General features: G+C 57.7%; 19 protein-coding genes. 6 read left to right on the top strand and 13 right to left on the bottom strand.

Annotated elements, in window-relative coordinates; genetic code table 11:
- The first annotated feature begins 1 nt into the window (after window position 1).
- Genes lsrB through lsrG form a run of 3 tightly spaced genes read left to right on the top strand, consistent with a single transcriptional unit; the run spans window position 2 to window position 2,195 of the window.
- Window positions 2-1,003, top strand: a complete 1,002-nt coding sequence (gene lsrB, locus PGR29_RS13415; RefSeq protein ID WP_316424681.1) for an autoinducer 2 ABC transporter substrate-binding protein LsrB — start codon at window positions 2-4, stop codon at window positions 1,001-1,003.
- 11 nt (window positions 1,004-1,014) lie between these two features.
- A complete protein-coding gene (lsrF, locus tag PGR29_RS13420) occupies window positions 1,015-1,902 on the top strand; it encodes a 3-hydroxy-5-phosphonooxypentane-2,4-dione thiolase (RefSeq protein ID WP_316424682.1) in 888 nt (295 codons plus the stop codon).
- A complete protein-coding gene (gene lsrG / locus PGR29_RS13425) occupies window positions 1,899-2,195 on the top strand; it encodes a (4S)-4-hydroxy-5-phosphonooxypentane-2,3-dione isomerase (RefSeq protein WP_004181386.1) in 297 nt (98 codons plus the stop codon). Before lsrF ends, lsrG begins: the two co-directional genes overlap by 4 nt.
- A 44-nt stretch (window positions 2,196-2,239) precedes the next feature.
- On the opposite strand, the gene ygjK is transcribed toward lsrG, so the two are convergent.
- From ygjK to ebgR, 7 genes are all read right to left on the bottom strand, one after another.
- Window positions 2,240-4,591 (bottom strand): alpha-glucosidase, encoded by a 2,352-nt coding sequence (gene ygjK, locus PGR29_RS13430; protein ID WP_316424683.1) that lies wholly within the window; start codon window positions 4,589-4,591, stop codon window positions 2,240-2,242.
- A gap of 17 nt (window positions 4,592-4,608) precedes the next feature.
- Window positions 4,609-5,667, bottom strand: coding sequence for a protein YgjJ (ygjJ, locus tag PGR29_RS13435; RefSeq protein WP_113373112.1), 1,059 nt, complete (start codon window positions 5,665-5,667; stop codon window positions 4,609-4,611).
- Between the two features lie 13 nt (window positions 5,668-5,680).
- A complete protein-coding gene (locus PGR29_RS13440; protein WP_087859876.1) occupies window positions 5,681-7,114 on the bottom strand; it encodes an amino acid permease in 1,434 nt (477 codons plus the stop codon).
- Between the two features lie 229 nt (window positions 7,115-7,343).
- Window positions 7,344-8,777 (bottom strand): amino acid permease, encoded by a 1,434-nt coding sequence (locus PGR29_RS13445; protein WP_087859875.1) that lies wholly within the window; start codon window positions 8,775-8,777, stop codon window positions 7,344-7,346.
- A gap of 94 nt (window positions 8,778-8,871) precedes the next feature.
- A complete protein-coding gene (locus PGR29_RS13450; RefSeq protein ID WP_004900777.1) occupies window positions 8,872-9,321 on the bottom strand; it encodes a beta-galactosidase subunit beta in 450 nt (149 codons plus the stop codon).
- The gene (gene ebgA / locus PGR29_RS13455; protein WP_316424686.1) at window positions 9,318-12,410 is read right to left on the bottom strand and encodes a beta-galactosidase subunit alpha; all 3,093 of its coding nucleotides are present in this window, start codon (window positions 12,408-12,410) and stop codon (window positions 9,318-9,320) included. The genes PGR29_RS13450 and ebgA overlap by 4 nt, the downstream gene beginning before the upstream one ends.
- Window positions 12,411-12,732: 322 nt before the next feature.
- The gene (gene ebgR / locus PGR29_RS13460) at window positions 12,733-13,716 is read right to left on the bottom strand and encodes a transcriptional regulator EbgR (RefSeq protein WP_009485173.1); all 984 of its coding nucleotides are present in this window, start codon (window positions 13,714-13,716) and stop codon (window positions 12,733-12,735) included.
- A 207-nt stretch (window positions 13,717-13,923) separates the two neighbouring features.
- On the opposite strand from ebgR, the gene PGR29_RS13465 reads away from it, so the two are divergent.
- Window positions 13,924-14,256, top strand: a complete 333-nt coding sequence (locus tag PGR29_RS13465; protein WP_015369597.1) for a tRNA-binding protein — start codon at window positions 13,924-13,926, stop codon at window positions 14,254-14,256.
- 42 nt (window positions 14,257-14,298) lie between these two features.
- Here the strand turns inward: PGR29_RS13465 and ygjG are convergent, their stop codons facing one another.
- Together ygjG and PGR29_RS13475 are read right to left on the bottom strand one after the other, a co-directional pair.
- Window positions 14,299-15,678: a putrescine aminotransferase gene (ygjG, locus tag PGR29_RS13470; RefSeq protein ID WP_113373108.1), complete on the bottom strand. Its 1,380-nt coding sequence runs from the start codon at window positions 15,676-15,678 to the stop codon at window positions 14,299-14,301.
- A 264-nt stretch (window positions 15,679-15,942) separates the two neighbouring features.
- Window positions 15,943-16,461 (bottom strand): PadR family transcriptional regulator, encoded by a 519-nt coding sequence (locus tag PGR29_RS13475; protein WP_087859873.1) that lies wholly within the window; start codon window positions 16,459-16,461, stop codon window positions 15,943-15,945.
- A 229-nt stretch (window positions 16,462-16,690) separates the two neighbouring features.
- On the opposite strand from PGR29_RS13475, the gene PGR29_RS13480 reads away from it, so the two are divergent.
- Window positions 16,691-17,464: a siderophore-interacting protein gene (locus tag PGR29_RS13480; protein WP_316424687.1), complete on the top strand. Its 774-nt coding sequence runs from the start codon at window positions 16,691-16,693 to the stop codon at window positions 17,462-17,464.
- A gap of 103 nt (window positions 17,465-17,567) precedes the next feature.
- Here PGR29_RS13480 and PGR29_RS13485 read toward each other — a convergent pair whose 3' ends face one another.
- The 4 genes from PGR29_RS13485 to dhaK form a co-directional block, all read right to left on the bottom strand.
- On the bottom strand, window positions 17,568-19,217 hold the full coding sequence (locus PGR29_RS13485) for a glycerone kinase (RefSeq protein ID WP_316424688.1): 1,650 nt from the start codon (window positions 19,215-19,217) through the stop codon (window positions 17,568-17,570).
- 74 nt (window positions 19,218-19,291) lie between these two features.
- Complete coding sequence (gene dhaM / locus PGR29_RS13490) at window positions 19,292-20,710, bottom strand: dihydroxyacetone kinase phosphoryl donor subunit DhaM (RefSeq protein ID WP_316424689.1); 1,419 nt, start codon at window positions 20,708-20,710, stop codon at window positions 19,292-19,294.
- A gap of 10 nt (window positions 20,711-20,720) precedes the next feature.
- Entirely contained in the window at window positions 20,721-21,353 is a 633-nt protein-coding gene (gene dhaL, locus PGR29_RS13495) for a dihydroxyacetone kinase subunit DhaL (RefSeq protein WP_007372179.1), read from the bottom strand.
- A gap of 10 nt (window positions 21,354-21,363) precedes the next feature.
- Window positions 21,364-22,434 (bottom strand): dihydroxyacetone kinase subunit DhaK, encoded by a 1,071-nt coding sequence (gene dhaK / locus PGR29_RS13500; RefSeq protein WP_113373104.1) that lies wholly within the window; start codon window positions 22,432-22,434, stop codon window positions 21,364-21,366.
- A gap of 556 nt (window positions 22,435-22,990) precedes the next feature.
- Between dhaK and PGR29_RS13505 the strand changes: the two genes are divergently transcribed.
- The gene (locus PGR29_RS13505) at window positions 22,991-24,088 is read left to right on the top strand and encodes a glycerol dehydrogenase (protein ID WP_007372182.1); all 1,098 of its coding nucleotides are present in this window, start codon (window positions 22,991-22,993) and stop codon (window positions 24,086-24,088) included.
- Window positions 24,089-24,092 lie beyond the last annotated feature (4 nt).

Below are 24,092 nucleotides of genomic sequence, written 5' to 3' on the forward strand. Positions count from 1 at the left end.
AATGAAATTAAAACTGATCGTGCTGGCGTTGGCGATGAGCGTAGTCACCGCCCAGGCGGCGGACCGCATCGCCTTTATTCCTAAGCTGGTCGGCGTCGGCTTCTTTACCAGCGGCGGCAACGGCGCGAAAGAGGCGGGGAAAGCGCTGGGCGTGGATGTCACCTATGACGGCCCGACCGAACCCAGCGTCTCCGGCCAGGTGCAGCTAATCAACAACTTCGTCAACCAGGGCTACAACGCCATTATCGTTTCCGCCGTCTCGCCGGACGGTCTGTGTCCGGCGCTGAAGCGGGCGATGCAGCGCGGGGTCAAGGTCCTGACCTGGGATTCCGATACCAAACCCGAGTGCCGCAGCATCTATATCAATCAGGGCACGCCGCAGCAGCTCGGCGGCCTGCTGGTAGATATGGCGGAAAAGCAGGTCAGCAAACCTGCCGCCAAAGTCGCGTTTTTCTACTCCAGCCCAACGGTGACCGACCAGAACCAGTGGGTGAAGGAAGCCAAAGCCAAAATCGAAAAAGAGCATCCGCAGTGGCAAATCGTCACCACCCAGTTCGGCTATAACGATGCCCCCAAATCGCTGCAAACCGCCGAGGGGATCTTAAAAGCCTATCCGGATCTCGATGCCATTATCGCGCCGGATGCCAATGCGCTGCCGGCGGCGGCGCAGGCGGCGGAGAACCTCAAGCGTCAGGGCGTGGCGATCGTCGGCTTTAGTACACCGAACGTGATGCGCCCGTACGTTGAGCGCGGCACGGTGAAAGCCTTTGGTCTGTGGGATGTGGTTCAGCAGGGCAAAATTGCGGTTAACGTCGCCGATCGATTGCTGAAAAAGGGCGATCTTAACGTCGGCGACAGCGTTGAGGTGAAAGATATCGGCCCGCTTAAGGTCGAGCCGAACAGCGTACAGGGTTACCAGTATGAGGCGAAGGGCAACGGTATCGTGCTGCTGCCGGAACGCGTGGTGTTCAGCAAAGAGAACATCAACAATTACGACTTCTGACGGAGGATGAGATGGCTGATTTAGACGACATCAAAGAGGGTAAGGACTTCGGTATCGACCGCCCGCAGCAGAACACGCTGTATACCCTGAAAGGCTGCGGCTCGCTAGATTGGGGCATGCAGTCGCGGCTGGCGCGCATCTTTAATCCGCACAGCAATCGCACGGTGATGCTGGCCTTCGATCACGGCTACTTCCAGGGGCCAACGACCGGGCTTGAGCGTATCGACCTGTCGATTGCGCCGCTGTTTGCCGACACCGACGTGCTGATGTGCACCCGCGGCGTATTGCGCAGCCAGGTACCGGCGGCCACCAATAAGCCGGTGGTGCTGCGCGCCTCCGGCGGTAATTCGGTTTTGAGCGAACTCTCCAACGAATGCGTGGCGGTGGCGATGGAAGACGCGCTGCGTCTCAACGTTTGCGCGGTGGCGGCGCAGGTCTATATCGGCAGCGAATACGAACATCAGTCGATCAATAACATCATCAAACTGGTGGATGCCGGTAATCGCTACGGTATGCCGGTTCTGGCGGTTACCGGCGTCGGCAAAGAGATGACCCGCGACGCGCGCTACTTCTCGCTGGCCAGCCGGATTGCCGCCGAAATGGGGGCGCAGTTTGTGAAGACCTATTTCGTTGAGGAAGGCTTTGAAAAAGTAACCGCCAGCTGTCCGGTGCCGATCGTCATCGCAGGCGGTAAAAAACTGCCGGAGCATGAGGCGCTGGAGATGTGCTGGCGGGCGATCGACCAGGGGGCGTCCGGGGTGGATATGGGGCGCAATATCTTCCAGTCCAGCGCCCCGCGCGCGATGCTGAAGGCGGTGAAAAAGGTGGTGCATGAGAATCTGAACGCCCGCGAAGCGTATCAGTTCTGGCAGGAAGAGAAACAGGGAGAGCTGAAATGAACGTGACGCTGGTGGAGATCAATATTAAACCCGAGCGGGTGGATGAGTTTCTCGAGGTGTTTCGCGCCAACCACGAGGGCGCGCTGCGGGAACCAGGCAACCTGCGCTTTGATGTCCTGCAGGATCCCGAGGTGAAAACCCGCTTTTTTATCTACGAAGCCTATAAAGACGATGAGGCGGTGCTGGCGCATAAGAAGACGCCGCACTATTTAGCCTGCGTCGAAAAGCTGGAGGAGATGATGTCGCAGCCGCGGCAGAAGCGCAGCTTTATCGGCCTGTTACCGCAGGTGTGAGGTTCCCTCTCCCTGTGGGAGAGGGGTAGGGTGAGGGGAAAACGCTACGGCTTACGGAAAAACTCGTTATACAACATATATAAATGCGCCGCGCTCCACGAGAAGTTAGGCGCCCCCTGCTGGGCGCCAGTCAGCGGATTGTAGTTCTCCTGAATCGGGCCATCGGCGGTTAAGCCTTTGGCGTGCTGGAAGAAGGCGTCCGCCAGCTTCAGCGCCTCATCGCGATGACCGTAGCGCTCCATTCCCTTCAGGCCGAACCAGAACTGATCCACCCACACCCGTCCGCGCCAGTAAATATCGGCGCCAAAGGCCGGGTTGGTCAGCGCGGCGGTACCCAGCGGCACAAAGGTGTTGAACTCTTTCGGGTCGAGCATCACCGAAACCACATCGTCAGCATGTTGTTGCGTCGCCGCGCCATTAAACAGCGGCGACCAGCCTTCCGGCCCTTTGCCGCGCTCGACGATAGGTTTACCGGCGCAGCCGTTAGCCAGCGGTTGTTCTTCGATACGAATGTCGTAATAGAAGCGAGTCTGCGGGTCGAACATGCAGGTATTGATATAATCCGCCAGCTTCGCCGCCAGCGCCTGATAGCGCTTTGCTTCCTCCGCTTTGCCAAGAATCGTCGCCATCTGCGCCAGATAGCGGTTATCGCTGTACATATAGCTGGCCTGATCGACCGATTCCTGGAGCAGCGAATACCCCAGCAGGTTGCCGTCACGGTCGCGGTTTTCGGCGAATTTCACCGTCCAGTCGCTGCGTTTGCCGCCGTTGGCGACGTATTTATCCAGCTGTTCTTTATCGATAAAACCAAATACCGCCGCATCGTCGCGCCCGGACTCCCACGACGCCGCTACCTGCGCCGGAATTTCGAGGCTGTCGTAATCGCCTTTGGCCGTCACCTGTTCGTAGGCGCGAAGGCCGGAAAGCGTCTGCTCGGTTTGCCCTTTTTTCACCGTGAACAGCATGGCGCCGTCGGCGGTGTTGTGCGCCTTATCGCGGGTCGCGCCATATTCCGGCACGCCGTTACCGTTATGGTCGCGGTTGCGTAGCCACCAGTCGTGATAGGCCACCAGCTTCGGATACATCTCTTCCAGCCACGCTTTATCTTTGGTGACGTTATACACCTCCATCACCGACCAGGCCGCGAGGCTTGGCTTGGTGTTGCGTTCGTTCCAGTTGCCGCCGTCGCCGCCGCGCTCGGGGCTCAGGTTCCAGGCGATCAGATCGGGCACAAATCCGGCATCCTGCGGGCGTACCTTATCATTGGCTTTAATCTGCCAGGAGAAGACGGCGCGGATATTCTCTTTGGCGATATCCGGGTTGAAGTGGGCCATGGCGTAGGCCTGTTTCCAGGTATCCCACGGCCAGGTCTGGTTGCCGGAGAACCAGCGGCCGGTCACGGATGGGGTGACGGTATGGTAATGCACCGCGCCGCCCGGCGCGCGCCAGTTGCCGTTGAGCGTCTCAATAGCTTTCACCGCCACGCGGGTCTGTTCGGCGGTAGCGTCGGGGTTGCTGAGCCCTTTTTGCAGATAACCGCCCCAGCGCTGTTCGGAGGCGGTGAGATAGTAAGCCGGCCGCGCCAGAATATCGCGGATCTGCGCTTTTTCCCGCCGCGCTTGCTCCGCGGTGAGCAGGTGCGAATAAGTGGTGTAGAGGGTGGTGGAGCCGCGGATCTCCACGCTGCTGGTGAAGCGGTGACCGTCGATACGGGTCTCGGTTGCCAGAGAACGGTGGATCTGATACTGCGATTCGCCGGAAGTCATCAGGTCAGAGGCGGCGCGAACTTTGCCAAAGCTGACCGTCAGGCCGTCGGGCGTGGCGCTCAGACGGCGCTGATAGTCCGGGAAGGCTTGATCAATGGTTTTGCCCGATAGCGCTTTACCCTCTTTGGCGGCCAGTTTTTCCAGTAGTTCGCCATCCCACACCAGCTTCAGCGGAGTGTTGCTGGTGATTTTGGTCTCCACTAGCGAAGTGTGGGCGCTGGCGAAGCGCAGCGTCATCTCCACCTTCACGCCGGGGGCGGTGAGGGTTTGTTTCAGCGCGCCCGGCAGGCTCCAGGCCTGCAGGGTGAAATCGACCTTTTTGCCGTTCTGATACACCGTCAGGCGATCGAAGTTGGTGGCCATAAAGTTGATGTACTCTTCGGTCAGCAGCGCCGGGCCGGGGAAGCCGCCCATGGTCGCCGGGCCGTCGGGCAGCAGGTGGCCGTGCCACGCCCCGAGGTCGAAAAAGGGGTTGAAGCGCTGGTGGTCGTCGGCGTCGAAATCCTGCATATACTGCGGCGCGCCGCTGCGGTCGATGACGTTTTTAAACGCCTGCGCGGTGACGGCATGGGCGGAAAAACTCAGCATCAGCGCGCAGGCCAGCGGCGTCAGCGTAGTGGTGAAGTTCATGGTATCTCGGCTCCTTGTTACCAGTAGAAGTATTGCATCAGGAAAATTTTGTCGCTCGGGTCGCCGCTGGCGTTGCTGGTATAGAAACGGCTGTCGGCGGCGGTGGCGAAACGCCCGCCGCCATATTCGTACCAGATGCCAAATTGCATAAACGCGGTGGTTTCATCAGCGGCGTGGTCCGGGCGGTGTTTGGCGTAGCTGTATGCGGTGGAGAAGTAGAGCCCGCTTAATGCTTCATACATGGCGCTGGCCATAAAGCCGGTTTCGCTGCCGGGAACATCCCGCCCTTTGGCGCGGCCGGTATGGTGCCAGGCGCGGAAGGCCAGATTGGGCGACAGAACGCCGGTCAGGAATAGCTGTCCGGTGCCGTCGGTCACTTCAAGGCCGTTCATCCAGGTGACATCTTTGACGATGTCGTACTGCACGTAGCCGTTGACCATTGCCGGGTAGGTGTACTTATCGTCATAGCGATCATATTTGCCGAAGTGCAGCCAGGCCTTGCTTTCATCGTGATGTCCGGCCGGCGTGGCGGTGACGCTATAGCGGAAATCGCCGCTGCGGTTTTGTACCTTCAGCGCGTACATGATGTCGCGGGTATTGGGGATCACATAACCCAGATCGGGGGTAAAGTCGCCCCACCACTGCAGGTCGTCCAGCGACGAGTCCTGGCGCAGGCTGAGCATGATCTCGGTGTTGTTATCGGTTTTATAGCCGCCATAGAGGCGGTTAAGGCCGCCTTCCACGCCGCCCCAGCTGTGGCCGGGCGTCCAGGCATTGCCCTGGCTATCGGCCTGTACCGTCCAGGCTTCGCCGTAGATCAGCCCGAACCAGTGGCCGTTTTTGACCTCCAGCCCGCCCTCGATATAGGTGCCATCGCTGTATTTATGTTTATCCTCGCCTTCTAAATCCATGTAACCGCCAACCCCCAATTCGCCGTAAAAGCGGTAGGAGGTGGTGGTTAATTCCGGCGTTTTGGTATCGTCGTGCTCGGCCGGATGGACGGTCTCAGCGGCCGCCGCAGGGGCGCAAAAAGCCAGGGCAACGAGTGCCCCGTATAAGTAAGTGTGAGTTTTCATTTTTTTAAGGTATTTAAGAGGTATGGGAAGCCGGAGCCGCTTCTATTTGTTGTTGTTCCTGGGTTAATCCTTTGACGTATTTGCTGTATTTCCACCACGCGAAGCCAAGGAAAATCACGATCCCGCCGACGTTGTAGAAAATAATGGTCAGGATGTTGCCGCCGGTTGGGAAGGTTGAGGCGACGAAACCGATGGCGAAAATCACAATCAGCATGGATACCACCACGATGCCGGTAGTACGCGAGCCCATGCGGAAATCGCGCGGCAGATGGTCGAGCTTGCGGCGCAGGTTGAGGTAGGCCAGCATGATGAACAGCGGCGGCAGCATGGAAGCGGCGGCGGTCATGTTGATGATGGTGTTCATCAGATCCTGCACGGTGTTGGATCCCAGCGTCGGGATGATCATCAGCGGAATGACGATCAGATACTGGAGCCAGGCCGCGCGCGCCGGGACGCCGTTCTCATTGAGCTCGACGGTTTTTTTACCAAAGATGCCGGAGGGAATTTCCGAGAAGAAAATTTTAACCGGGGTGGCGGTCCACATCAGCAGCGAGCCAAACATCGCGGTAAACGAAACGAGGCCGACGAAGCGGTTCATCAGAATTTCCGGCAGGCCAAAATAAGCCGCCAGGCCGTGGAACACCTGCACCGATCCGCCGGTAAACTTCAGCTCTTTGCTGCTGACGAAGACGTTGATCAGTACGGAGGAGATCGAGTACAGCACGCCGATGAAGATCCCGGCAAGAATGATCACTTTGACGAAGGATTTAGAGCCGCCTTTCACATCGTTGACGTACACCGCCACCGATTCCGCGCCGCCCGCCGCCATAAAGATCCACGTGGTAATACCGAGGAACGCCCAGTTGAAGTTAGGGATCATCGCCTCGACGGTGATCGGATCCGCTGGCTGTACGCCGCCCACCAGCGCGGTACCGGCCAGCAGAATATAAGAGAGCGTCAGCAGCAGCATCAGCGATGAGGTGACGGAGGTGATAGGCCCCAGCATTTTCGCGCCGTTGGTGGAGATCCAGGTGGAGAAAGCGAACAGCGCCATGCTCAACACGGTGGTGGCGAACGGCGTCAGAATGTATTCGTAGCCGAGGAAGGCGTAAGAGGCATAGGCGATTACGCGCGGCAGCAGCGAGGTGAAGAAAAACAGGTTTACGAACCAGTAGGTATAGGCGGTGATAAACGCCCAACGGCCGCCGAGCGAACTTTTCACCCAGGCGTAAACTCCGGCCTCGGAGTTTTTATTCAGTGATACGAACTCGGCGATAATCAGGCAAAACGGAATGAAGTAGAACAGGGTGGCGAGGAAGAACATCGGCGCCGACGCCAGCCCCAGTTCGATATTGTTGTTGATGACGTTATTGAAACTGTAAACGGCGGCAAAGGTCAGCGATAACAGGCCGAACTTGCCGATGGTATTACGTTTAGTATCAGACATAACACATCTCCACACATTGTCCTTCAGAGGGTCGCTGAAGGGGGTTGTGTTGTTTGTAGGGTAGAGGTAGTTAAGAATTAATGTCGATTTTAGTAAAAGTTTTAGTAAATAGAAGTAAAGAAACCGAATAGCTTTAACTCGATCACGAAAAAGGTTGAGTAATACGTAATCAGGCGAGGGATAAAAAAATCCCGCCAGCCGACGAGGGGCTGACGGGACGACAGGAACGTTATTTACCGGCAGCGGCAGCGTTAACCGGCGCCGCGGCGCGCAGACGTTGCTGCTTTTTTTCAAAGCGGGTGATCCACCACCACGCCAGGCCGGAGAAGACCGCGGTCATAAAGACGTTGATAAAGAAAGCGTTAACCAGATCGACGCCCGGCGGGAAGGCCGAAGCAGTCATGCTGATGACGAAAATGACCATCAACATGGTGACTATGCTCATGCCCACTTTTCTTGAGCCCATACGGAAGTCGCGCGGCGTGTCATCGTGTTTCCAGCGGAAGACGAAGTAGGCGGCCATGATGAACAGCGGCGGCAGCATGGCGGTACCGGCGGTGAGATTAATGGCGGTGTTCATCATCTGCTGCACGCTGGCGGAGCCGAAGCCGTTAACAATCAACATCAGGAAAACGAACAGGAACTGCCACCAGGCGGCGCGTACCGGCACGCCGTGGGCATTCAGCTCGGTGGTTTTCTGGCCGTAGATACCCTTCGGGATTTCCGAGAAGTGGATTTTGACCGGCGCGGCGGTCCACATCATCATGCTGCCGAAGATAGCGATAAACAGGATGATGCCGACGAAGCGGCCCATCAGCGCTTCAGAAATGTGGAAGTAGGCGCCGAGACCGGTAAAGATTTCCACCATTCCGCCGGCGTAGGTCAGGTTTTCACGGGCGACAAAGACGTTAACCAGCAGCGAACCTAAGGCGTACATACCGCCAATCAGCACCCCGGCGGTGATGATGACTTTAATAAAGGATTTCTGCCCGCCCTTGGTGTCGTTGAGGTAGGCGGCAACGGTTTCCGCGCCGCCTGCGGCCTGGAAAATCCAGCACATGATACCGAGCGTCGCCCAGTTGATGGTCGGCTCCATCGCCGCCAGGGTAATCGGCTGCGCCGGGACGTGACCGGAACCCAGCGCGGTCAGCGCGCCGACGACGTAAATCGCGAACAAAGCGAACACGCCGTAGGCCACACATTCAGAAATTTTCCCCAGCCAGGTCGCCCCTTTGGTGGATATATGGGTGGCCATGGCGAACAGCACGATGGAGATAAGCGAGGTCACCATCGGCGAGAAGGGGATCGCGTACCCGGTGATCGCATACGAGGCGTAGGCCACCACGTTCGGCAATAGCGAGAGGAAAAAGAACAGGTTCACAAACCAGTAGAGGAAGGAACCAAGATAGGCGGCGCGGGTGCCCAGCGGCTGCTTCAGCCACGCGTACATCCCGGATTCAGAGTGTTTATTGGCCGAGACGAATTCGGCGATGATAAACACGAACGGGATAAAATAAACGATAGTGGCAAATAAGAAGATAGGCGCGGAACTGAGCCCTAACTCAATGTTATTATTGACGATATTTCGCACGTTAAAGACGGCGGTAAAGGCCATCGATAGCAGCGCGAACTTGCCGATTTTGGCACGTACAGATTCGGACATACGTCCTCCAATCATTCATCTACCCGCCGCAGCGGGCTGGAACCGAAAGGCCAACGGGCGTACCCGTTGACCTCCCTTGTCGCTTAACGCGGGTTTACTTATTGAGGAAGTAGCCGTCTTCAACCGTGACTCGCAGCACCACTTTTTTTACCGGCGCATCGCAGATAAAGCGGTAGGCTTCGTCGATATCGCAAATCACCATCTGCCCTTCATGAACCTTCACCGTTTCACCGATCCCTTTCAGGTATTCGCGATCGGTTTCGTCGCGGTAGCAGGCGACGGTTTGCAGATTTTCTTTGGCGGCAAACTCGATTTTCTGCTGCCCCTGCAGGTAATAGTGCACCTCAAAGTAGCGGCGATTGCCGACAAATAGCGCGTCGGTCGTACTATCGGTTTCCACCCGATAGGAGAGCGAATCGCCAATGGAATGCGCCACGCCCGGGCGGATGTTGTCGATGTTATTGATGGCTTCCACGCAGCGCTGCCATTTGCGGCCGCTATGATAAACCTGCTTAAACTGTTCTAAATTATCGAGAATTCTCATTGTTCAGCCTCGCTGTGTGCAACGGGGGAAAAGAAACCGGCGCCGAAGCTATGGTTCGCCAGTACCTGCGAGGTGCCGCATCCGCCCTCCAGCGGCAGCAGCGTAAAGCCATAGTTGAAGGTGTTGAGCCAGACGCGCCAGCTATCCAGCACTTCGCTGCCCCAGGAGTTGGAGCCGAGGCCGAGCAGTTGCGCATCGATATTCAGGGTGATGTCATCACTGCGCTGCAGTTCGTTGCAGTGCTGGGCGGCGTGCAGGTTTTCTGCCGTAAAGTGCCAGGCGCTGACGTTGAGCGGATTGCGCGGAACGACCAGCAGGCCGCTGCCGTGGCGGTCGCTGAACGATGCCCAGCGCACGTGCTGACGGTTACCGTTATTCTGTGGGAACGGATAATTGACGAACATATCGTCGACGGTGGTATGCCAGATATCAATGATGTTGCTTTGCTGGCTGTCGGCGTAGTTCTCGCCCGGCCCGCGGCCATAGTAGTTCACCTGGTCGAACTCACCGTTAATGCCCAGCATAAAGCCGATGCACGGGACAATGTGTGGATAGTCGCCGTAGCGCTCGCCGGCCAGCTCAACGTTGATGTGGCCCTGTGGCGTAATCTGCCAGCGATAGGTGCAGCGCATACCGAAGTCGAACACCGGCGGCGCAATCACGCTGCGGGTGGTGATCACCACCGTTTCACCCTCTATTTCAGCGCTGAATTCGCGAAGATGCTCCTGCATTATCTGCAGGTGGGCCGGCTGCCACAGCCCTTCGTATTCCTGTTTATGGTTGTCAATCATTGGCTTGAAGAAGTTAATCTTCGGCTCGCGGGTTACCTGATCGACGCCGTTGACCTGCCATTCACTGAGTTTGCCGCTGACCTTGCTGAATACCACGCGGAAGTTATGGCCGCTGATGGTGTAGTTCAGGCGTTCATCGGCAATCTGCAGCGGGGTGGCGCTGGCGTTTAACAGCGGAGTTCGCGCGGCGGTCCGCGCCTTAAGCGGGAACTGATAGACGGCGATATCGTGATTGGCTTCGCTATACGGGGTGCGCGAATCTTTGGTCACCATGATGTTGACGAAAGCTTCACGCTCGTCGAGTTGCGGCAGGGCGATTTGCAGGTCGCGGCCGCTGTTCGGCGCCAGGTCTTTCACTTTCAGCAACTGGCTGGAGAGCGTTTCGCCCTCGGCGCGGACTTCTACGCGCAGGGTGTAGTCATCGAGAGTGGAGAACCACAGTTTGTTTTCCACCCGCAATTCGCCGCCGCAGATATCCCGCGCCTGTACTTTTACCGGGGCGATGACCTGTTTATATTCGCGCAGGCCCGGCCCCGGCGTTTGGTCGGAGAAAATCAGCCCATCAAGGCAGAAGTTGTAGTTGTTCGGGTAGTCGCCGTAATCGCCGCCGAATTTGTACCACACCGCGCCGTTATCGTCGGTGGCCTGAATCCCGTGGTCGCACCATTCCCACACGTAGTGGCCCTGGATACAGTCGTGCTGGTAAAAAACGTTCTGATATTCAGTTAATCCGCCGGGACCATTGCCCATCGCATGGGCGTATTCGCAAATAATGCGTGGTTTTTCATGCGGATGCTCGCCGAATTCGTTCATCAGCGGTACGCGGGTATACATGGTGGAGATGATATCCACTACTTCGGCATCGCGGTCCTCTTCGTAGTGCACCAGCCGGGTATCATCCAGCGCTTTGGTGGCGTGGTACATAGCGCGGATGTTGCAGCCGTAGCCGGATTCATTACCCAGTGACCAGATGATGATAGACGGATGGTTTTTCTGTGCGTGAACGTGGCGCACGATGCGCTCAACGTAGATATGTTCCCAGGCCGGATCGTCGGTGATGGCGCTGAGGTTGCCGACGTTGGCGAAACCATGGGATTCCACATCGGTTTCCGCCATCACGAACAACCCATAAATGTCGCACATTTCATAGAAACGCGGGTCGTTCGGATAGTGAGCGGTGCGCACCGAGTTGATGTTGTGCTGCTTCATCAACAGCAGATCTTTTTCCACGCGATCCATGCCGACCGCGCGGCCTTTCAGATGGTCGTTATCGTGGCGGTTTACGCCGTGCAGCATTACGTAGCGGTTGTTGATGTAGAACAAGCCGTCACGCACTTTGATATCGCGGAAACCGACGCGCTGCGGAATGATTTCCAGCACCTCGCCGGCGGCGTTCTTTAACGTCAGCACCAGATGATAGAGATACGGGCTTTCCGCCGACCACTGCTGCGGCGCGCTCACATCAATCGTGAAGCCGGTGTTTAGCTGCTGGCTGACCTGCAGTTGACCAACGTTGCCCGAATAAAGCGCCTTTTCGCCGTCGAACAGAGTATATTCCAGCGTCGCCGCCGCCGTCTGCGGAGCCAGGTTTTCCAGCGTCAGCTGACAGGAAAGGGTCGCGTCGATGTAGTCATCGTTAAAATCGGTGCGCACGGTGAAATCCTGTACGTGCAGCGGATTTTTCCCCACCAGATAGACGTCGCGGAAAATGCCCGCCGACCACCACATGTCCTGATCTTCAATATAGGTGGAGTCCGCCCACTGCATCACGCGCACGCACAGTAGGTTGTCGCCGGTTTGCACCGCCGCGCTGATATCGAACTCGGCGGTCAGGCGGCTGCCTTTGCTAAAGCCGATGTACTGACCGTTAACGTAGACTTCGAAATAGGTTTCGACGCCATCGAATTTGATGATGGTTTGTTTGCCCTGCCAGCCGTCGCCGAGGGTGAACAGGCGCTGGTAGGCGCCGGTCGGGTTATCGGTCGGGACATAGGGCACGTCGATGGGGAAGGGAAAACCTTCGTCGGTGTACTGCAGCTGGCCGTGGCCTTCCATCTGCCACATACCCGGTACGGTAATTGGCCCCCACTCGTTCTGATAGCATGAGGTAAAGCTCTCCGGTACCAGCAGCGGGTTGGTGAAAAAGCGGAAGTTCCACTGCCCGCTGAGGGACAGGAAGCGGCTGCTGGTTTCGCGGGCGAAGGTCCGCGCCTGGGCCAGTGAGTCGTAAGAGAAGAAATACGCCCGCGGCGGCAGCCTGTTTTCATGAGTGAGTTGAAGGTTTTCCCAGCGATTCATATCGCCTCCCTGAACGGCTTAATAAGATAAAACTCATTTTAGTAAAACTTTTACTAAATAAAATCGCCAGGGATGATTTACTTTAACTCGATCACAAAATGAGCCGCTTTGTGCCGGGTGGCGGCTGCGCCTTACCCGACCTACAGAATGGCGTTCCGGCCAGGACCGGTAGCCCGGCCAAGCGCAGCGCCGCCGGGGAACTGGATGGGGGATGAGGCCGTTTTGTGCCGGGTGGCGGCTTCGCCTTACCCGACCTACAGAATGGCGTTCCGGGCAGGAGCGGTAGCCCGGCCAAGCGTAGCGCCGCCGGGATGGGGTTGGATTAACGGGTGGTGCCGCGCAGCTTCAACACGCTGGGAACAAAAACGTTAAGCGGCAGGGCGCGGCCATCGCGGGCCTTCTCGATCAGCAGGTTCACCCCCTGGCTGCCCATCATTTCGGAGTGGATCCGCACCGTTGACAGCGGCGGGAAGGTAAAGCGCGCGGTGGGGATATCGTTGACGCTAATCAGCGAAATATCTTCCGGGATCGCCAGCCCGCGTTCGTGAATGGCGCGCAGCACGCCGATGGCGATGGAGTCCGAGGCGACAAACAGCGCCCGCGGAAACTCCGCTTGCGCCAGCATCTGCTTCGCCAGCTCATAACCGGAAGAACTGGAAAAACCGCCGCGCCAGATATCATCGGCTGAAACCACGCCCTTCAACTGACCGTACTCCACAAACGCCACTTCGCGAATATCGGCCTTGCCGGGCTGGTCCTGGCCGCCGATAAATCCAATACGCGACGCGCCCTGCTGGATAAAGAAGTCGACCACCTCTTTAGCGATACGTACCAGGTCGATATCCACCGCATCGTACGGGCTGCCGGCTTCGTGGAAATCAATAAAGCAGATATTGTCGGTCAGCGCGCTGGCGGTCTCGCGGAGCTCGCGCGTCGGCTGGCCGATAATCAATACGCCAGTGACCTTTTTCAGCTCTGGCAGGGTGTTATTGAGATAGCAGTTGGTGAGTTCGATAGCGAGCTTTTCGCACTGTGTTTCAATACCGTGGCGAATGGCGAGATAGTAAGGGTCGTTAATTTCCAGCTCTTGCTGGTAGCTATACAGCGCCAGGATATGATGATGGCCGACGGGTAGGACCTGCGTTTTACGCGCGCTGCTGCTTTTATACTCCAGCTTCTCCGCAATCTCGAGAATGCGATGCTTGGTCTCTTCTTTTACGTTCAGGGTGGGATCGTCGTTTAACACCCGGGAAACCGTCGCCAGCGAAACACCCGCTTCGGTCGCAATGTCTTTTAGCGTTGCCATCTTTTTCCTTTATCGGACGTTGCCCATGTTTGCCCATCTATTGTAAAGCAAGCGTCGCGTCCTGCACCTTATTTCAGTAAAAAACGCCAGCGCGCGAGGGCCGTTTTCCCCGGCGATAGCGTGACAGAAGTAGCATTATTATCAGCATTATGCAGACGAACGGCAAAAACTTGCTATCTTTTAGTAAAAATTTACTGGAGGTGAGAGATGGATACCGTAGCTTACGCTGATTTTGCCAAACTGGAGATGCGCGTCGGCAAGATTGTCGAGGTGAAGCGCCATGACAATGCTGACAAACTGTACATCGCGCGAATTGATGTCGGCGACCGCACGCTGCAGACGGTCACTAGCCTGGTGCCCTACTACAGCGAAGAGGAGCTGCTGGGGAAAACGGTGGTGGTGCTGTGTAATCTGGCGAAAGCCAAAATGCGTGGCGAAACTTCTGAGTGCATGCTGTTATGCGCGGAAACCGAGGATGAAAGCGAAAGCGTGCTGTTGACGCCGGAGCGCGTCATGCCGGCGGGCGTGCGGGTGGTATAATGCGAAAATACCCTCTCCCGACGGGAGAGGGTCGGGGGTGAATTATGTCTCTTCGACCGAAACGCGCAGTGCCGCCAGCGCCTTGCGCGCCGCCTTCAGTACCTGCTCGCACTGCTCGAGGGTGAGCGTCAGCGGCGGTTCAACGCGGATCGTCTTGGCGTTGTTTAACGTCCCGGCGACCAGCACCCGCTGTCTGAACATCTCGCTGGCAAAGTTGTAGCCAATCTCGTTATCGACAAACTCAATAGCCATCAACATGCCTTTCCCGCGGACTTCATTCACCAGATCCGGATATTCGCGCGCCAGTTGACGGAAGCCGTCCAGCAACAGATCGCCTTTTTGCTCCGCCTGCGCCGGCAGGTTCTGCGAGAGCAAGACGTTGATCGTCGCCAGCGCCGCCGCGCAGGCCAGCGGGTTGCCGCCGAAGGTGGTGGTGTGCAGGAATGGGTTATCGAACAGCACCGAGAAGACCTCTTCCGTCGCTACCGTCGCGCCGATCGGCATTACGCCGCCGCCGAGCGCTTTAGCCAGACACAGAATATCCGGCTGCACGTTTTCATGCTCGCAGGCGAACATCTTGCCGGTGCGGCCCATGCCGGTCTGTACTTCGTCGAGGATCAGCAACGCGCCAAACTCGTCGCACAGTTTACGGACCGCCGGTAAGTAACCCGTCGGCGGCAGGATCACGCCGCCTTCGCCCTGGATAGGCTCAAGGATCACCGCCGCGACGTCATCACCGGTTTTCTTGCATTCGCTCAGAATGGAACGCATGGCGTTAATATCGCCGAACGGCACGTGACGGAAGCCCGGCAGTAGCGGCATAAACGGTTTACGGAAGGTCGATTTCGCGGTGGCCGACAGCGCGCCGAGCGATTTACCGTGGAACGCGCCGCTGGTGGCGACGAAGGTAAATTTGCCGCGCGGAGACTGATAGGCTTTTGCCAGCTTCAGCGCCGCTTCCACGGATTCCGTGCCGCTGTTGCAGAAGAAACTGTATTTGAGCTTACCGGGCGTTAAGGCCGCCAGCGTTTTCGCCAGCATCGCCCGCAGCGGGTCCAGCAGCTCCTGGCTGTGAAGCGGTTGTTTCGCGAGTTGATTTTCGACGGCGGATACCACAACTGGATTACGGTGCCCTACATTGAAGATGCCAAACCCACCAAGGCAGTCGATAAACTCCTGTCCCTGGGTGTCGACAAGCGTATTTAACCCTCCCGCTTGCCACTCTACGGCTCCGTAATCCCCGCCGGCTGTGACCGATTTTCTATACTCCAGAAACCCCGGGTTCACATGTTCTTTAAAGTATTCTCTCACCTCCTGGTTCAGTGCTTTCATTTCGTCATGGGAGAGCGATTGCTTCTCAATGAGATTCAGTGCGTGCGCGCTGCAGGCCAGAGCCGATGCGCTGGAAGGTAACCTGTTCAAAATGTGCTCCTGGGGGGGGCGTATCACATGATACTGAATTAAGTATTGCAGGGATTACGCCAGCCTGGCAGCGACGATGAAAATCGGGATAAACGCAAAGTTAAGGCGCAAATGTGCAAAATTTAATCTCATAACTTAATTATTGGCACGTTTTATTCCTGAGGCCGCAAGATAAACTGCCGTTGGGGTGTGAAGCGGTATGAATTGGGGTGGTGCAGGCTGCCGCGTGTTGGAGCAGCCTGGGAACTATTGTGGTGCGAGAGGTTAATCGAGCTGGGAAATTTCCATCGCCGCGCGGTCAATCACGCCGATAATCTGTTTCAACTGCGCGTCGCTGATGCTCTGCTGGTTGACCTTCAGGTCCAGCACCGCTTTAAAGTTTTCCAGCGCGCGTTTCATCTGCGGATTTTTGCGCAATTCGCAGCCGACCATGCGTTCCTGCAGGCGCGTCTGAATTTGGCTTAACTGTGCGCCGCTTTCGGCGCACAGGCGGCGTCCCTCTTCGGTGATAGCGATTTTTTTACGCCCATTTTCCTCTTCTACGCTAATCAATCCCTGATCCTGCAGCAGGTCGAGCGTCGGATAGATAACGCCGGGGCTGGGGCTGTAATTGCCCTGCGTCAGCGCCTCAATCTCTTTAATCAGCTCATAGCCGTGGCTGGCGTTGCGCGAAAGGATATCGAGGATCACCAGGCGCAATTCGCCGTGGCCAAAGAAACGCTGGCGGCGTCCGCCGCCGCGACGGCCCTGTTCGCCGTGGCCTTCTTCATGATGATGTCGCATCAGTTCTCCTGCATATTTTTGATATATCTAATTTATATCTAAATAGTAAAAAAAGACAATGTATAATTTATAATTGGTTGATATTAATTGGTTTATTGTTGTTTTTAGCTTTGATGAAGCTTTCCTGTAATTTATATCAAAAAAAACTTGCCATTTTCATTAATGGCAATCATTATCATTTGCACTGAGTTTAGATATATCTATTTACCCTTCACCAAGGCGATGACGGATGACAATAATCAAACAAACTAAATACCCGCAACGCGTGCGTAACGAACTACGTTTTCGCGAATTAACCGTGCTGCGCGTTGAGCGTATCGGCCAAGCGTTCCAGCGGATCGTGCTGGGGGGCGAGGCGCTGGATGGCTTTGTTTCACAAGGTTTTGACGACCACACCAAACTGTTTTTCCCGCAGGCGGGCAGCGTATTTACACCGCCGGAAGTGACCGACGAAGGCATTAACTGGGGCGAGGGCGTGCGCCCGGCGACCCGCGACTACACGCCGCTGTACGATGCCGAACGCCACGAGCTGGCCTACGATTTTTATATCCACGATGGCGGTATTGCCAGCCGCTGGGCGCTGGAAACCAACGTCGGCGATAAGCTGGTGATCGGCGGGCCGCGCGGCTCGCTGGTGGTGCCGGAAGATTACGCCTGGCAGCTTTATGTCTGTGACGAGTCCGGCATGCCGGCGCTGCGCCGTCGCCTGCTGGGATTACGCCAGCTGCCGGTGACGCCGCAGGTGACGGCCATCGTCACCGTCGCGGATGCTTCGTATAAAGATTATCTGGCGGATCTCGACGGCTTTAATATCGAATGGGTGGTGGGCCACAACCCGGGGTTCGTTGCCGAGCGTCTGGCACAGGTTAAGGTGCCGTCAGACGATTATTTTATCTGGCTGACCGGAGAAGGCGGCGTGGTGAAATCACTGCTGGCGCGCTTTGAGGAGCCGAGTATCGATCAGCAACTGGTGCGCTCGCAGGCGTACTGGCATAGCAAATAATCGGCAGTGTGGTAAACCCGGATAGCGGCGCGTTGCGCCTTATCCGGGCTACCTTTCAGTGGTGTTATGTCGCCCCGGTAAGCGCAGCGCTACCGGGTGAGGCTTAGCGTTCAGCCAGCGTCTTAAACACCATCGCTACCGCGTGGGCGCCGGGGTCCATATTGCCGAGCAGGCTCTCGCTATTGAGATAGGATGCACGCCCGGCGCCGGCTTTGCTCGACTGGCAGGTGCGATCCGCGCCGGCCTGCGCCGCGGCAAAAGCGGCCTGCAGATTATCCGGTTCGGCCAGCAGCGCCGCCAGCGCCGGCTGTAGAGCATCAATCATCGTCCGGTCGCCCTCATCGGCGCCGCCGTAAAATTTCATCTGCCCCAGACCCGCATTCAGCGCTTCGGCCACGCTGGCGCCTTGCTCCAGTTTCTGCCCGGCGGCGGTGAAGAAAATCGACATCAATACGCCGCTGGAGCCGCCCATTACCACCGTCAGGCGTTCGCCGATTAGCGCGAACAGCGTGGGTAAATCATTGAGCGGCAGTTGCTGGCGTTGCAGCAGAGCGGCAATCTCGCGCGCGCCGGCGGCGAAGGTGGAGCCGGTATCGCCGTCGCCCACTTTGGCGTCCAGCGCGTTGAGATGGGTTTCGAGGCCGGAGAGCGTGCTGGTCACCTGCGCCACGTAATCGCCCACCTGCGGGTTGGCCGATGGCGTAAAGGCGACGCGTGCGCTGGCGAGCGCGGACGGCATAATGTTAACGGCCCGCGGCTGCACCGGCTTCTGCCAACTGGCGGTTTCGACATCCGACAGCAGCGCCTTTTCAATGCTCTCTTCCAGCACGATAGTGGTCAGCGAAAAGCCTTTCATATCCAGCGCCGTTACCAGCGAAGCCGGACCAATCAACCAGTCAATGCGCGCATGGAGTGGGGTATTGGCCAGCTCGCGGGTCAGAATCGCCATCTCGGCCACCGACACGCCGCCGAGATTATTGAGCATCACCGCCAGGCGGCCGGTTTCAGGTAGGGCGGCGGTCAGCTTCTCTACCAAAATCTGCATGATTTCCGCGCTGTTATGGGTCGCGATCGTCGAAGCTCCCGGCTCGCCGTGGATGCCCATTCCCAGCTCGGCGTGGCCGGGCTGATGGCGCGGCGCGCTTTCCGCTTCCTGCGGCAGGTGACAGCTGGCCAGCGCCACCCCGATGCTGGCGGTATGGTTGGCGGCATATTGCGCTTCACGCAGGACGGTGGCGAGGTTGAAGCCGCGCTCGGCGAAATAGCCCGCCACTTTATGCACCAGAATGGTCCCGGCGATGCCGCGCGGCTGTTTGTTATCCGGCAGCGAAATATCGTCGCCGACGATCAGCATCTCTACGTTATAGCCAAGACGGCGCGCTTTCTCCGCCGCGAGGCCGAAGTTAAGCCGATCGCCGGTGTAGTTTTTAACGATCAGCAGACAGCCCGCCTCGCCGGTCACCGCCTGAATCGCGGTGAGTACCGCGTCGACGCTCGGCGAGGCGAACAGATCGCCGCAGACCGCGGCGGTCAGCATGCCTTTACCAATAAAGCCGACGTGCGCCGGTTCATGGCCGGAGCCGCCGCCGGAAATCACCGCCACGTTGTTTTTATTCAGATCGCGGCGCACCACTACACGGATCGCCGGGTCGCTCTCCAGGCGGGCGAGGTTGTTCCACGGGCTGGCAATAATGGTACCCTCGATCACGTCGTTAACGAGGCTGGCGCGCTGGTTAAAAAAGAATTGAGACATAGTGGTTCCTGATCAGTAAGCGAAAACTCACCCTCCGGAGGCGGGCCTCCGGAGTGGTAACGGTCAAAGTGGATTTAGCGACGAATAAGACGTTGCTGACGCATATCGAGCGTGATGGCTTCGCCAGGCTCAATATCATTCAGCGCTTCGCCCTGCTGGCATAGCCAGGCGATCCCCGCCGCGCGGGCGATAATCGCGCCGTGGGCCTGTTCGCTGCCGTCGCGCAGGCACAGGCCGGTGATCTTGCTGGCATCCAGTTGGAGTACGGTCGAGGGATAAATATTGTCGGCGATAATAATCGTCGGCTCACTGGGAGTTGGCAGTATTTCCTTAATACCCTGCAGATGGCGTAGCGTGCGCTGCAGAATATCTTCGATATCGATATAGCGCGCCTGCAGGTAGGCGTCATCCAGCTGGCGATACTGTTGGCTGAGCTCCATCAGCACCTGATGCCACGCCCATTCCGCCGAGCACTGTTCGGTGAGCAGGCGATCGTTGGCGGCATCAAACAGATCTTCATCGTCGAGCAAGGTGTGATGGCCGGCGAAGATCGCCGCGATATCGGCGTTAAATTTGTTTTCCGCCAGCTCGGTGAGCGCATTGAGATCGGCCAGCGTCTGGTCGATCGCCTGGCGCAGGCGCTGCTGCTCGCGGGCGATGTCGGCGGCGGTGGGGAGCGCCGGTTGGATCGCCGCCAGCGGATAAAGCAGGGCGGCGCCTTCAACACGCGCAGGTATGGCGGGTTCCGCTGTCGGTTGCGCCTCCGGCGACTCGCCGAAGTTATCGGCGGCCAGCGCCTGAAACGCCGCCAGCGCGGCATCGGCGTCCGGACCACGAGCCAGCAGGCGCAGCTTATCGTGGCGGCGCACCTGCAGCAGAGCGATTTGATTCAGACTGTCCGGGGTAACGCATTTGCCGTTTTTCTCCAGTACCAGGTCGGCGTTAAAACCCGCCAGCGCGGCGACCAGCTTTGATGCCGGACGCACGTGCAGGCCGTTGTGATTGTTAATAATGACTGAAACCGATTTAGCGTCGCCGTCGTCAGCAAACGTTGGGGCGGCGGCGTCAGGCGTGTGCGAAGGTAAACCCAGCTGAACCCGCTTGGCTTCCAGGGCGTTCATGGCATCGGCGATAACTTTGTCGATTCCGGCGCCGGAGGCGGCGCTGACGGTGGCCGCCAGCGTCCCTTCGACCAGCGGCGCGGCGCACAGCCGCACTTTTGCCGCAATCGCCGGATCGAGTAGATCGAGGGCGGTTTCGGCGCTGAGCAGGGCGCTGCCGATATCCATCATCACCAGTACATGGTCGGTGTCGGCGACGGACTCGATCGCCTCCATGACTTTAATCGGATCGGTGCCGATGGGGCTGTCGGGATCGTCGATCCCGGCGGCGATCGCAAGCTTACAGCCATCGTTCATTAACATCTGCCGGGCCAGTTCTCCGACACCTTCGCCCAGCCGGGCGCTATGAGAAACAATAACCAGGTTTACCATCGCGATTTCCTTACTCTTTGGCGGCGGCAGCCAGCATCTGAACCATAAACAGCACCGAGGTCGCGCCGGGATCCTGATGCCCGATGCTGCGCTCGCCGAGATAGCTGGCGCGGCCTTTACGCGCCTGCATGGTGATGGTGGCGTGGGCGGCGCGCTCGGCCACTTCACAGGCGGCATCCAGCGCGGCAGGGATAGACAAATGCTGCTCGCTGGAATGACGCAGGGATTCCACTACCGGCAGCCAGACGTCGCACATCGTCTTATCGCCCGGCTCCGCTTTACCACGGTTGACGACGCCGTCCGCGCCTTCGCGGATCATCTGATAAAGTTCGTCGAGGGTCAGGCTTTGATGCGCCTGGGTGACCTGGGCGGCGCGGATAAAGAAGGTGCCGAACAGCGGACCGCTGGCGCCGCCGACGTTGGAAAGCAGCGTCATCCCGGTATTCTTGAGAATAAAACCGATGTCTTTATCGGCGATCGACGGCAGCTTTTCGACCACTTTGCTGAAGCCGCGGTGCATATTGAGGCCGTGGTCGGCATCACCGATCTCTTTATCAAGGCCGGTGAGAAAATCGCTCTGTTTGGTGAAAATGTCGCCGCAGCGGTACAGCCAGTCGACGATTTGCGTTCTGTTCAGTGACATGTCGTGCTCCTTATTTTCCCCAGTTCAGCGCCGGGGTATGGACCGGGGCGTCCCATAACGCCAGCGTGTCATCATCCGCTTTCAGCAGGGTGATGGAGAAACCCGCCATATCCAGCGAGGTGCAGTAGCTGCCGATGAGGTTGCGTTCAATCACAATGCCGGAGGCTTCGCAGCGCTGGGCGAGGCGGTTGTAAACGCCGTACAGTTCAGAAAGCGGGGTGGCGCCGAGGTTATTGACCAGCGCGATAACCCGATCGCCGTTTTGCAGCGCGGTTTTGCTCTGTTTCACTTCCTGCCACGCTCCCTTGACGTTATCCCACTGGCGCAGCGTGCGGCTGTATACGCCGTTTTCCAGCAGGGTATCGAACATCTCATCGACGGTTTGGTCGAGCGAGCTGAAGCGGCGGCGGTCGATACCTGGCTCGCCATGGATGCCGACGCCGAACTCCATCTCATCGTCTTTCAGGGTAAAGGAGGGCTGTCCGGCGGCCGGTACGGTGCAGGCGCCCAGCGCGATGCCAATCGAGTGGCCAAGGTTATTTAAACGGCGGCCCAGTTCAGCGCAGGCTTCCAGCGAGTCGCCGCGTTCGGCGGCGGCGCCGACCAGTTTTTCAATCAGCACGGTATTGGCGACGCCGCGGCGTCCGGCGGTATAGAGACTATCTTTTACCGCCACGTCGTCATCCACCACGACGGTGGTGACCTTAACGCCGCTTTCGTGCAGCAGCTCGGTAGCGGTCTCAAAATTCAGGATGTCGCCGGTATAGTTTTTGATAATCAGCAGGACGCCTTCGCCGCCGTCAATCTGCATCGCGCATTCGAACATTTTGTCCGGCGTCGGCGAGGTGAAAATTTCCCCCGGGCAGGCGCCGGAAAGCATGCCCTGGCCGATGTAGCCGCAGTGCATCGGTTCGTGTCCGCTGCCACCGCCGGAGAGCAGCGCCACTTTGCCGGCGACCGGCGCATCGGCGCGGGTGACATAGACCGGGTCCTGGTGCAGCGTCAATTCAGGATGCGCCTTCGCCAGGCCGATAAGCTGTTCACTCAGTACATCTTCCACACGGTTAATCAGTTTTTTCATTGTTTATGCTCCGTAGGGTAGGGGGAGGTCGCCTGTCTATAAGGGTAGCCCGGCGATGTAGTGATTCTGGCTGAGCGGGCGCAAAATAAAATGCCGTCAAAATGGGTTCCATAACGGAACGTAGAAAATGATTTTTGTTCCTTTATGGAACGTTATTCACCGATAAACACCAGAAATGCGAGCCAGCGCTAATAATTTGTCCGTTTTTTTCTGCTATCAGAGCGGGGAAAATGATGATTTTTTTCGCCATTGTGCCGCGTTGAGCCGATTTTGTGCGTTAAAGAGGAGGGGACGATAGCGGCTTTTAGCCAAAATGAGCCGATCGCGATCGCAATCCGATCGCTTTCTCAGTAATGACGTTTCAATATGAAACGTATTATTTTTTTATCTGTTTCAGAAGAGAACAAAAAAGGGAAAAATTTTTTTCGCCGTGGCTCGCCCTACAGTGGTTGCATCGCTCCGGCAGCGTGGCTGTAAGCGCCATTGATATCAGGCGCCGCGGCATGACGGCCTGGGCTCACGTGTCAACATACGCACTTATTTGAGGGTGAAAGGAATGCTAAAAGTTATTCAATCTCCAGCCAAATATCTCCAGGGACCTGATGCCGCCATGCTGTTTGGCGAATACGCTAAAAACCTGGCCGACAGCTTTTTTGTTATCGCCGATGACTTCGTGATGAAGCTGGCGGGCGACAAAGTATTGAACGGCCTGCATAGCCACAATATTAGCTGCCATGCGGAACGGTTTAACGGCGAGTGCAGCCATGCGGAAATCAACCGTCTGATCGCCATTCTTAAGCAGCACGGCTGCCGCGGCGTGGTGGGTATCGGCGGCGGGAAAACCCTCGATACCGCGAAGGCTATCGGCTATTACCAGAAGCTGCCGGTGGTGGTGATCCCGACAATTGCCTCAACCGATGCGCCGACCAGCGCGCTGTCGGTTATCTACACCGAGGCGGGCGAGTTTGAAGAGTATCTGATCTACCCGAAAAACCCGGATATGGTGGTGATGGACACGGCGATTATCGCCAAAGCGCCGGTACGCTTGCTGGTGGCAGGGATGGGCGATGCGCTCTCCACCTGGTTTGAAGCCAAGGCCTGCTTCGATGCGCGAGCCACCAGCATGGCGGGCGGGCAGTCCACGGCGGCGGCCTTGAGCCTGGCGCGCCTGTGCTATGATACGCTGCTGGCGGAAGGCGAAAAAGCACGTCTGGCGGCTCAGGCTGGAGTGGTGACCGATGCGCTGGAGCGCATTGTCGAAGCCAACACCTATCTGAGCGGTATCGGCTTTGAGAGCAGCGGCCTGGCCGGCGCGCACGCGATTCACAACGGTTTCACCATTCTTGAAGAGTGCCACCATTTGTATCACGGCGAAAAAGTCGCCTTCGGCACCCTGGCGCAGCTGGTACTACAAAACAGCCCGCTGGAAGAGATCGAAACCGTGATGGGCTTCTGTGAAAAAGTCGGCCTGCCGATCACCCTTGCGCAGATGGGCGTGAAAGAGGGTATCGAAAGCAAAATCCACGCGGTCGCGAAAGCCACCTGCGCGGAAGGCGAAACCATCCACAATATGCCGTTCCCGGTCACCGCGGATAGCGTCTATGCCGCCATCCTTACCGCTGACCTGCTTGGGCAGCAGTGGCTGGCTCGTTAATTCG

Source organism: Klebsiella sp. 141203 (assembly GCF_032601985.1).
Classification (GTDB): domain Bacteria; phylum Pseudomonadota; class Gammaproteobacteria; order Enterobacterales; family Enterobacteriaceae; genus Klebsiella; species Klebsiella aerogenes.

Bases quoted from the DNA above. Each gene is read 5' to 3' on its own strand.
- lsrB (WP_316424681.1), top strand. From the start codon at position 2: ATGAAATTAAAACTGATCGTGCTGGCGTTGGCGATGAGCGTAGTCACC.
- lsrF (WP_316424682.1), top strand. From the start codon at position 1,015: ATGGCTGATTTAGACGACATCAAAGAGGGTAAGGACTTCGGTATCGAC.
- lsrG (WP_004181386.1), top strand. From the start codon at position 1,899: ATGAACGTGACGCTGGTGGAGATCAATATTAAACCCGAGCGGGTGGAT.
- ygjK (WP_316424683.1), bottom strand. From the start codon at position 4,591: ATGAACTTCACCACTACGCTGACGCCGCTGGCCTGCGCGCTGATGCTG.
- ygjJ (WP_113373112.1), bottom strand. From the start codon at position 5,667: ATGAAAACTCACACTTACTTATACGGGGCACTCGTTGCCCTGGCTTTT.
- PGR29_RS13440 (WP_087859876.1), bottom strand. From the start codon at position 7,114: ATGTCTGATACTAAACGTAATACCATCGGCAAGTTCGGCCTGTTATCG.
- PGR29_RS13445 (WP_087859875.1), bottom strand. From the start codon at position 8,777: ATGTCCGAATCTGTACGTGCCAAAATCGGCAAGTTCGCGCTGCTATCG.
- PGR29_RS13450 (WP_004900777.1), bottom strand. From the start codon at position 9,321: ATGAGAATTCTCGATAATTTAGAACAGTTTAAGCAGGTTTATCATAGC.
- ebgA (WP_316424686.1), bottom strand. From the start codon at position 12,410: ATGAATCGCTGGGAAAACCTTCAACTCACTCATGAAAACAGGCTGCCG.
- ebgR (WP_009485173.1), bottom strand. From the start codon at position 13,716: ATGGCAACGCTAAAAGACATTGCGACCGAAGCGGGTGTTTCGCTGGCG.
- PGR29_RS13465 (WP_015369597.1), top strand. From the start codon at position 13,924: ATGGATACCGTAGCTTACGCTGATTTTGCCAAACTGGAGATGCGCGTC.
- PGR29_RS13475 (WP_087859873.1), bottom strand. From the start codon at position 16,461: ATGCGACATCATCATGAAGAAGGCCACGGCGAACAGGGCCGTCGCGGC.
- PGR29_RS13480 (WP_316424687.1), top strand. From the start codon at position 16,691: ATGACAATAATCAAACAAACTAAATACCCGCAACGCGTGCGTAACGAA.
- PGR29_RS13485 (WP_316424688.1), bottom strand. From the start codon at position 19,217: ATGTCTCAATTCTTTTTTAACCAGCGCGCCAGCCTCGTTAACGACGTG.
- dhaM (WP_316424689.1), bottom strand. From the start codon at position 20,710: ATGGTAAACCTGGTTATTGTTTCTCATAGCGCCCGGCTGGGCGAAGGT.
- dhaL (WP_007372179.1), bottom strand. From the start codon at position 21,353: ATGTCACTGAACAGAACGCAAATCGTCGACTGGCTGTACCGCTGCGGC.
- dhaK (WP_113373104.1), bottom strand. From the start codon at position 22,434: ATGAAAAAACTGATTAACCGTGTGGAAGATGTACTGAGTGAACAGCTT.
- PGR29_RS13505 (WP_007372182.1), top strand. From the start codon at position 22,991: ATGCTAAAAGTTATTCAATCTCCAGCCAAATATCTCCAGGGACCTGAT.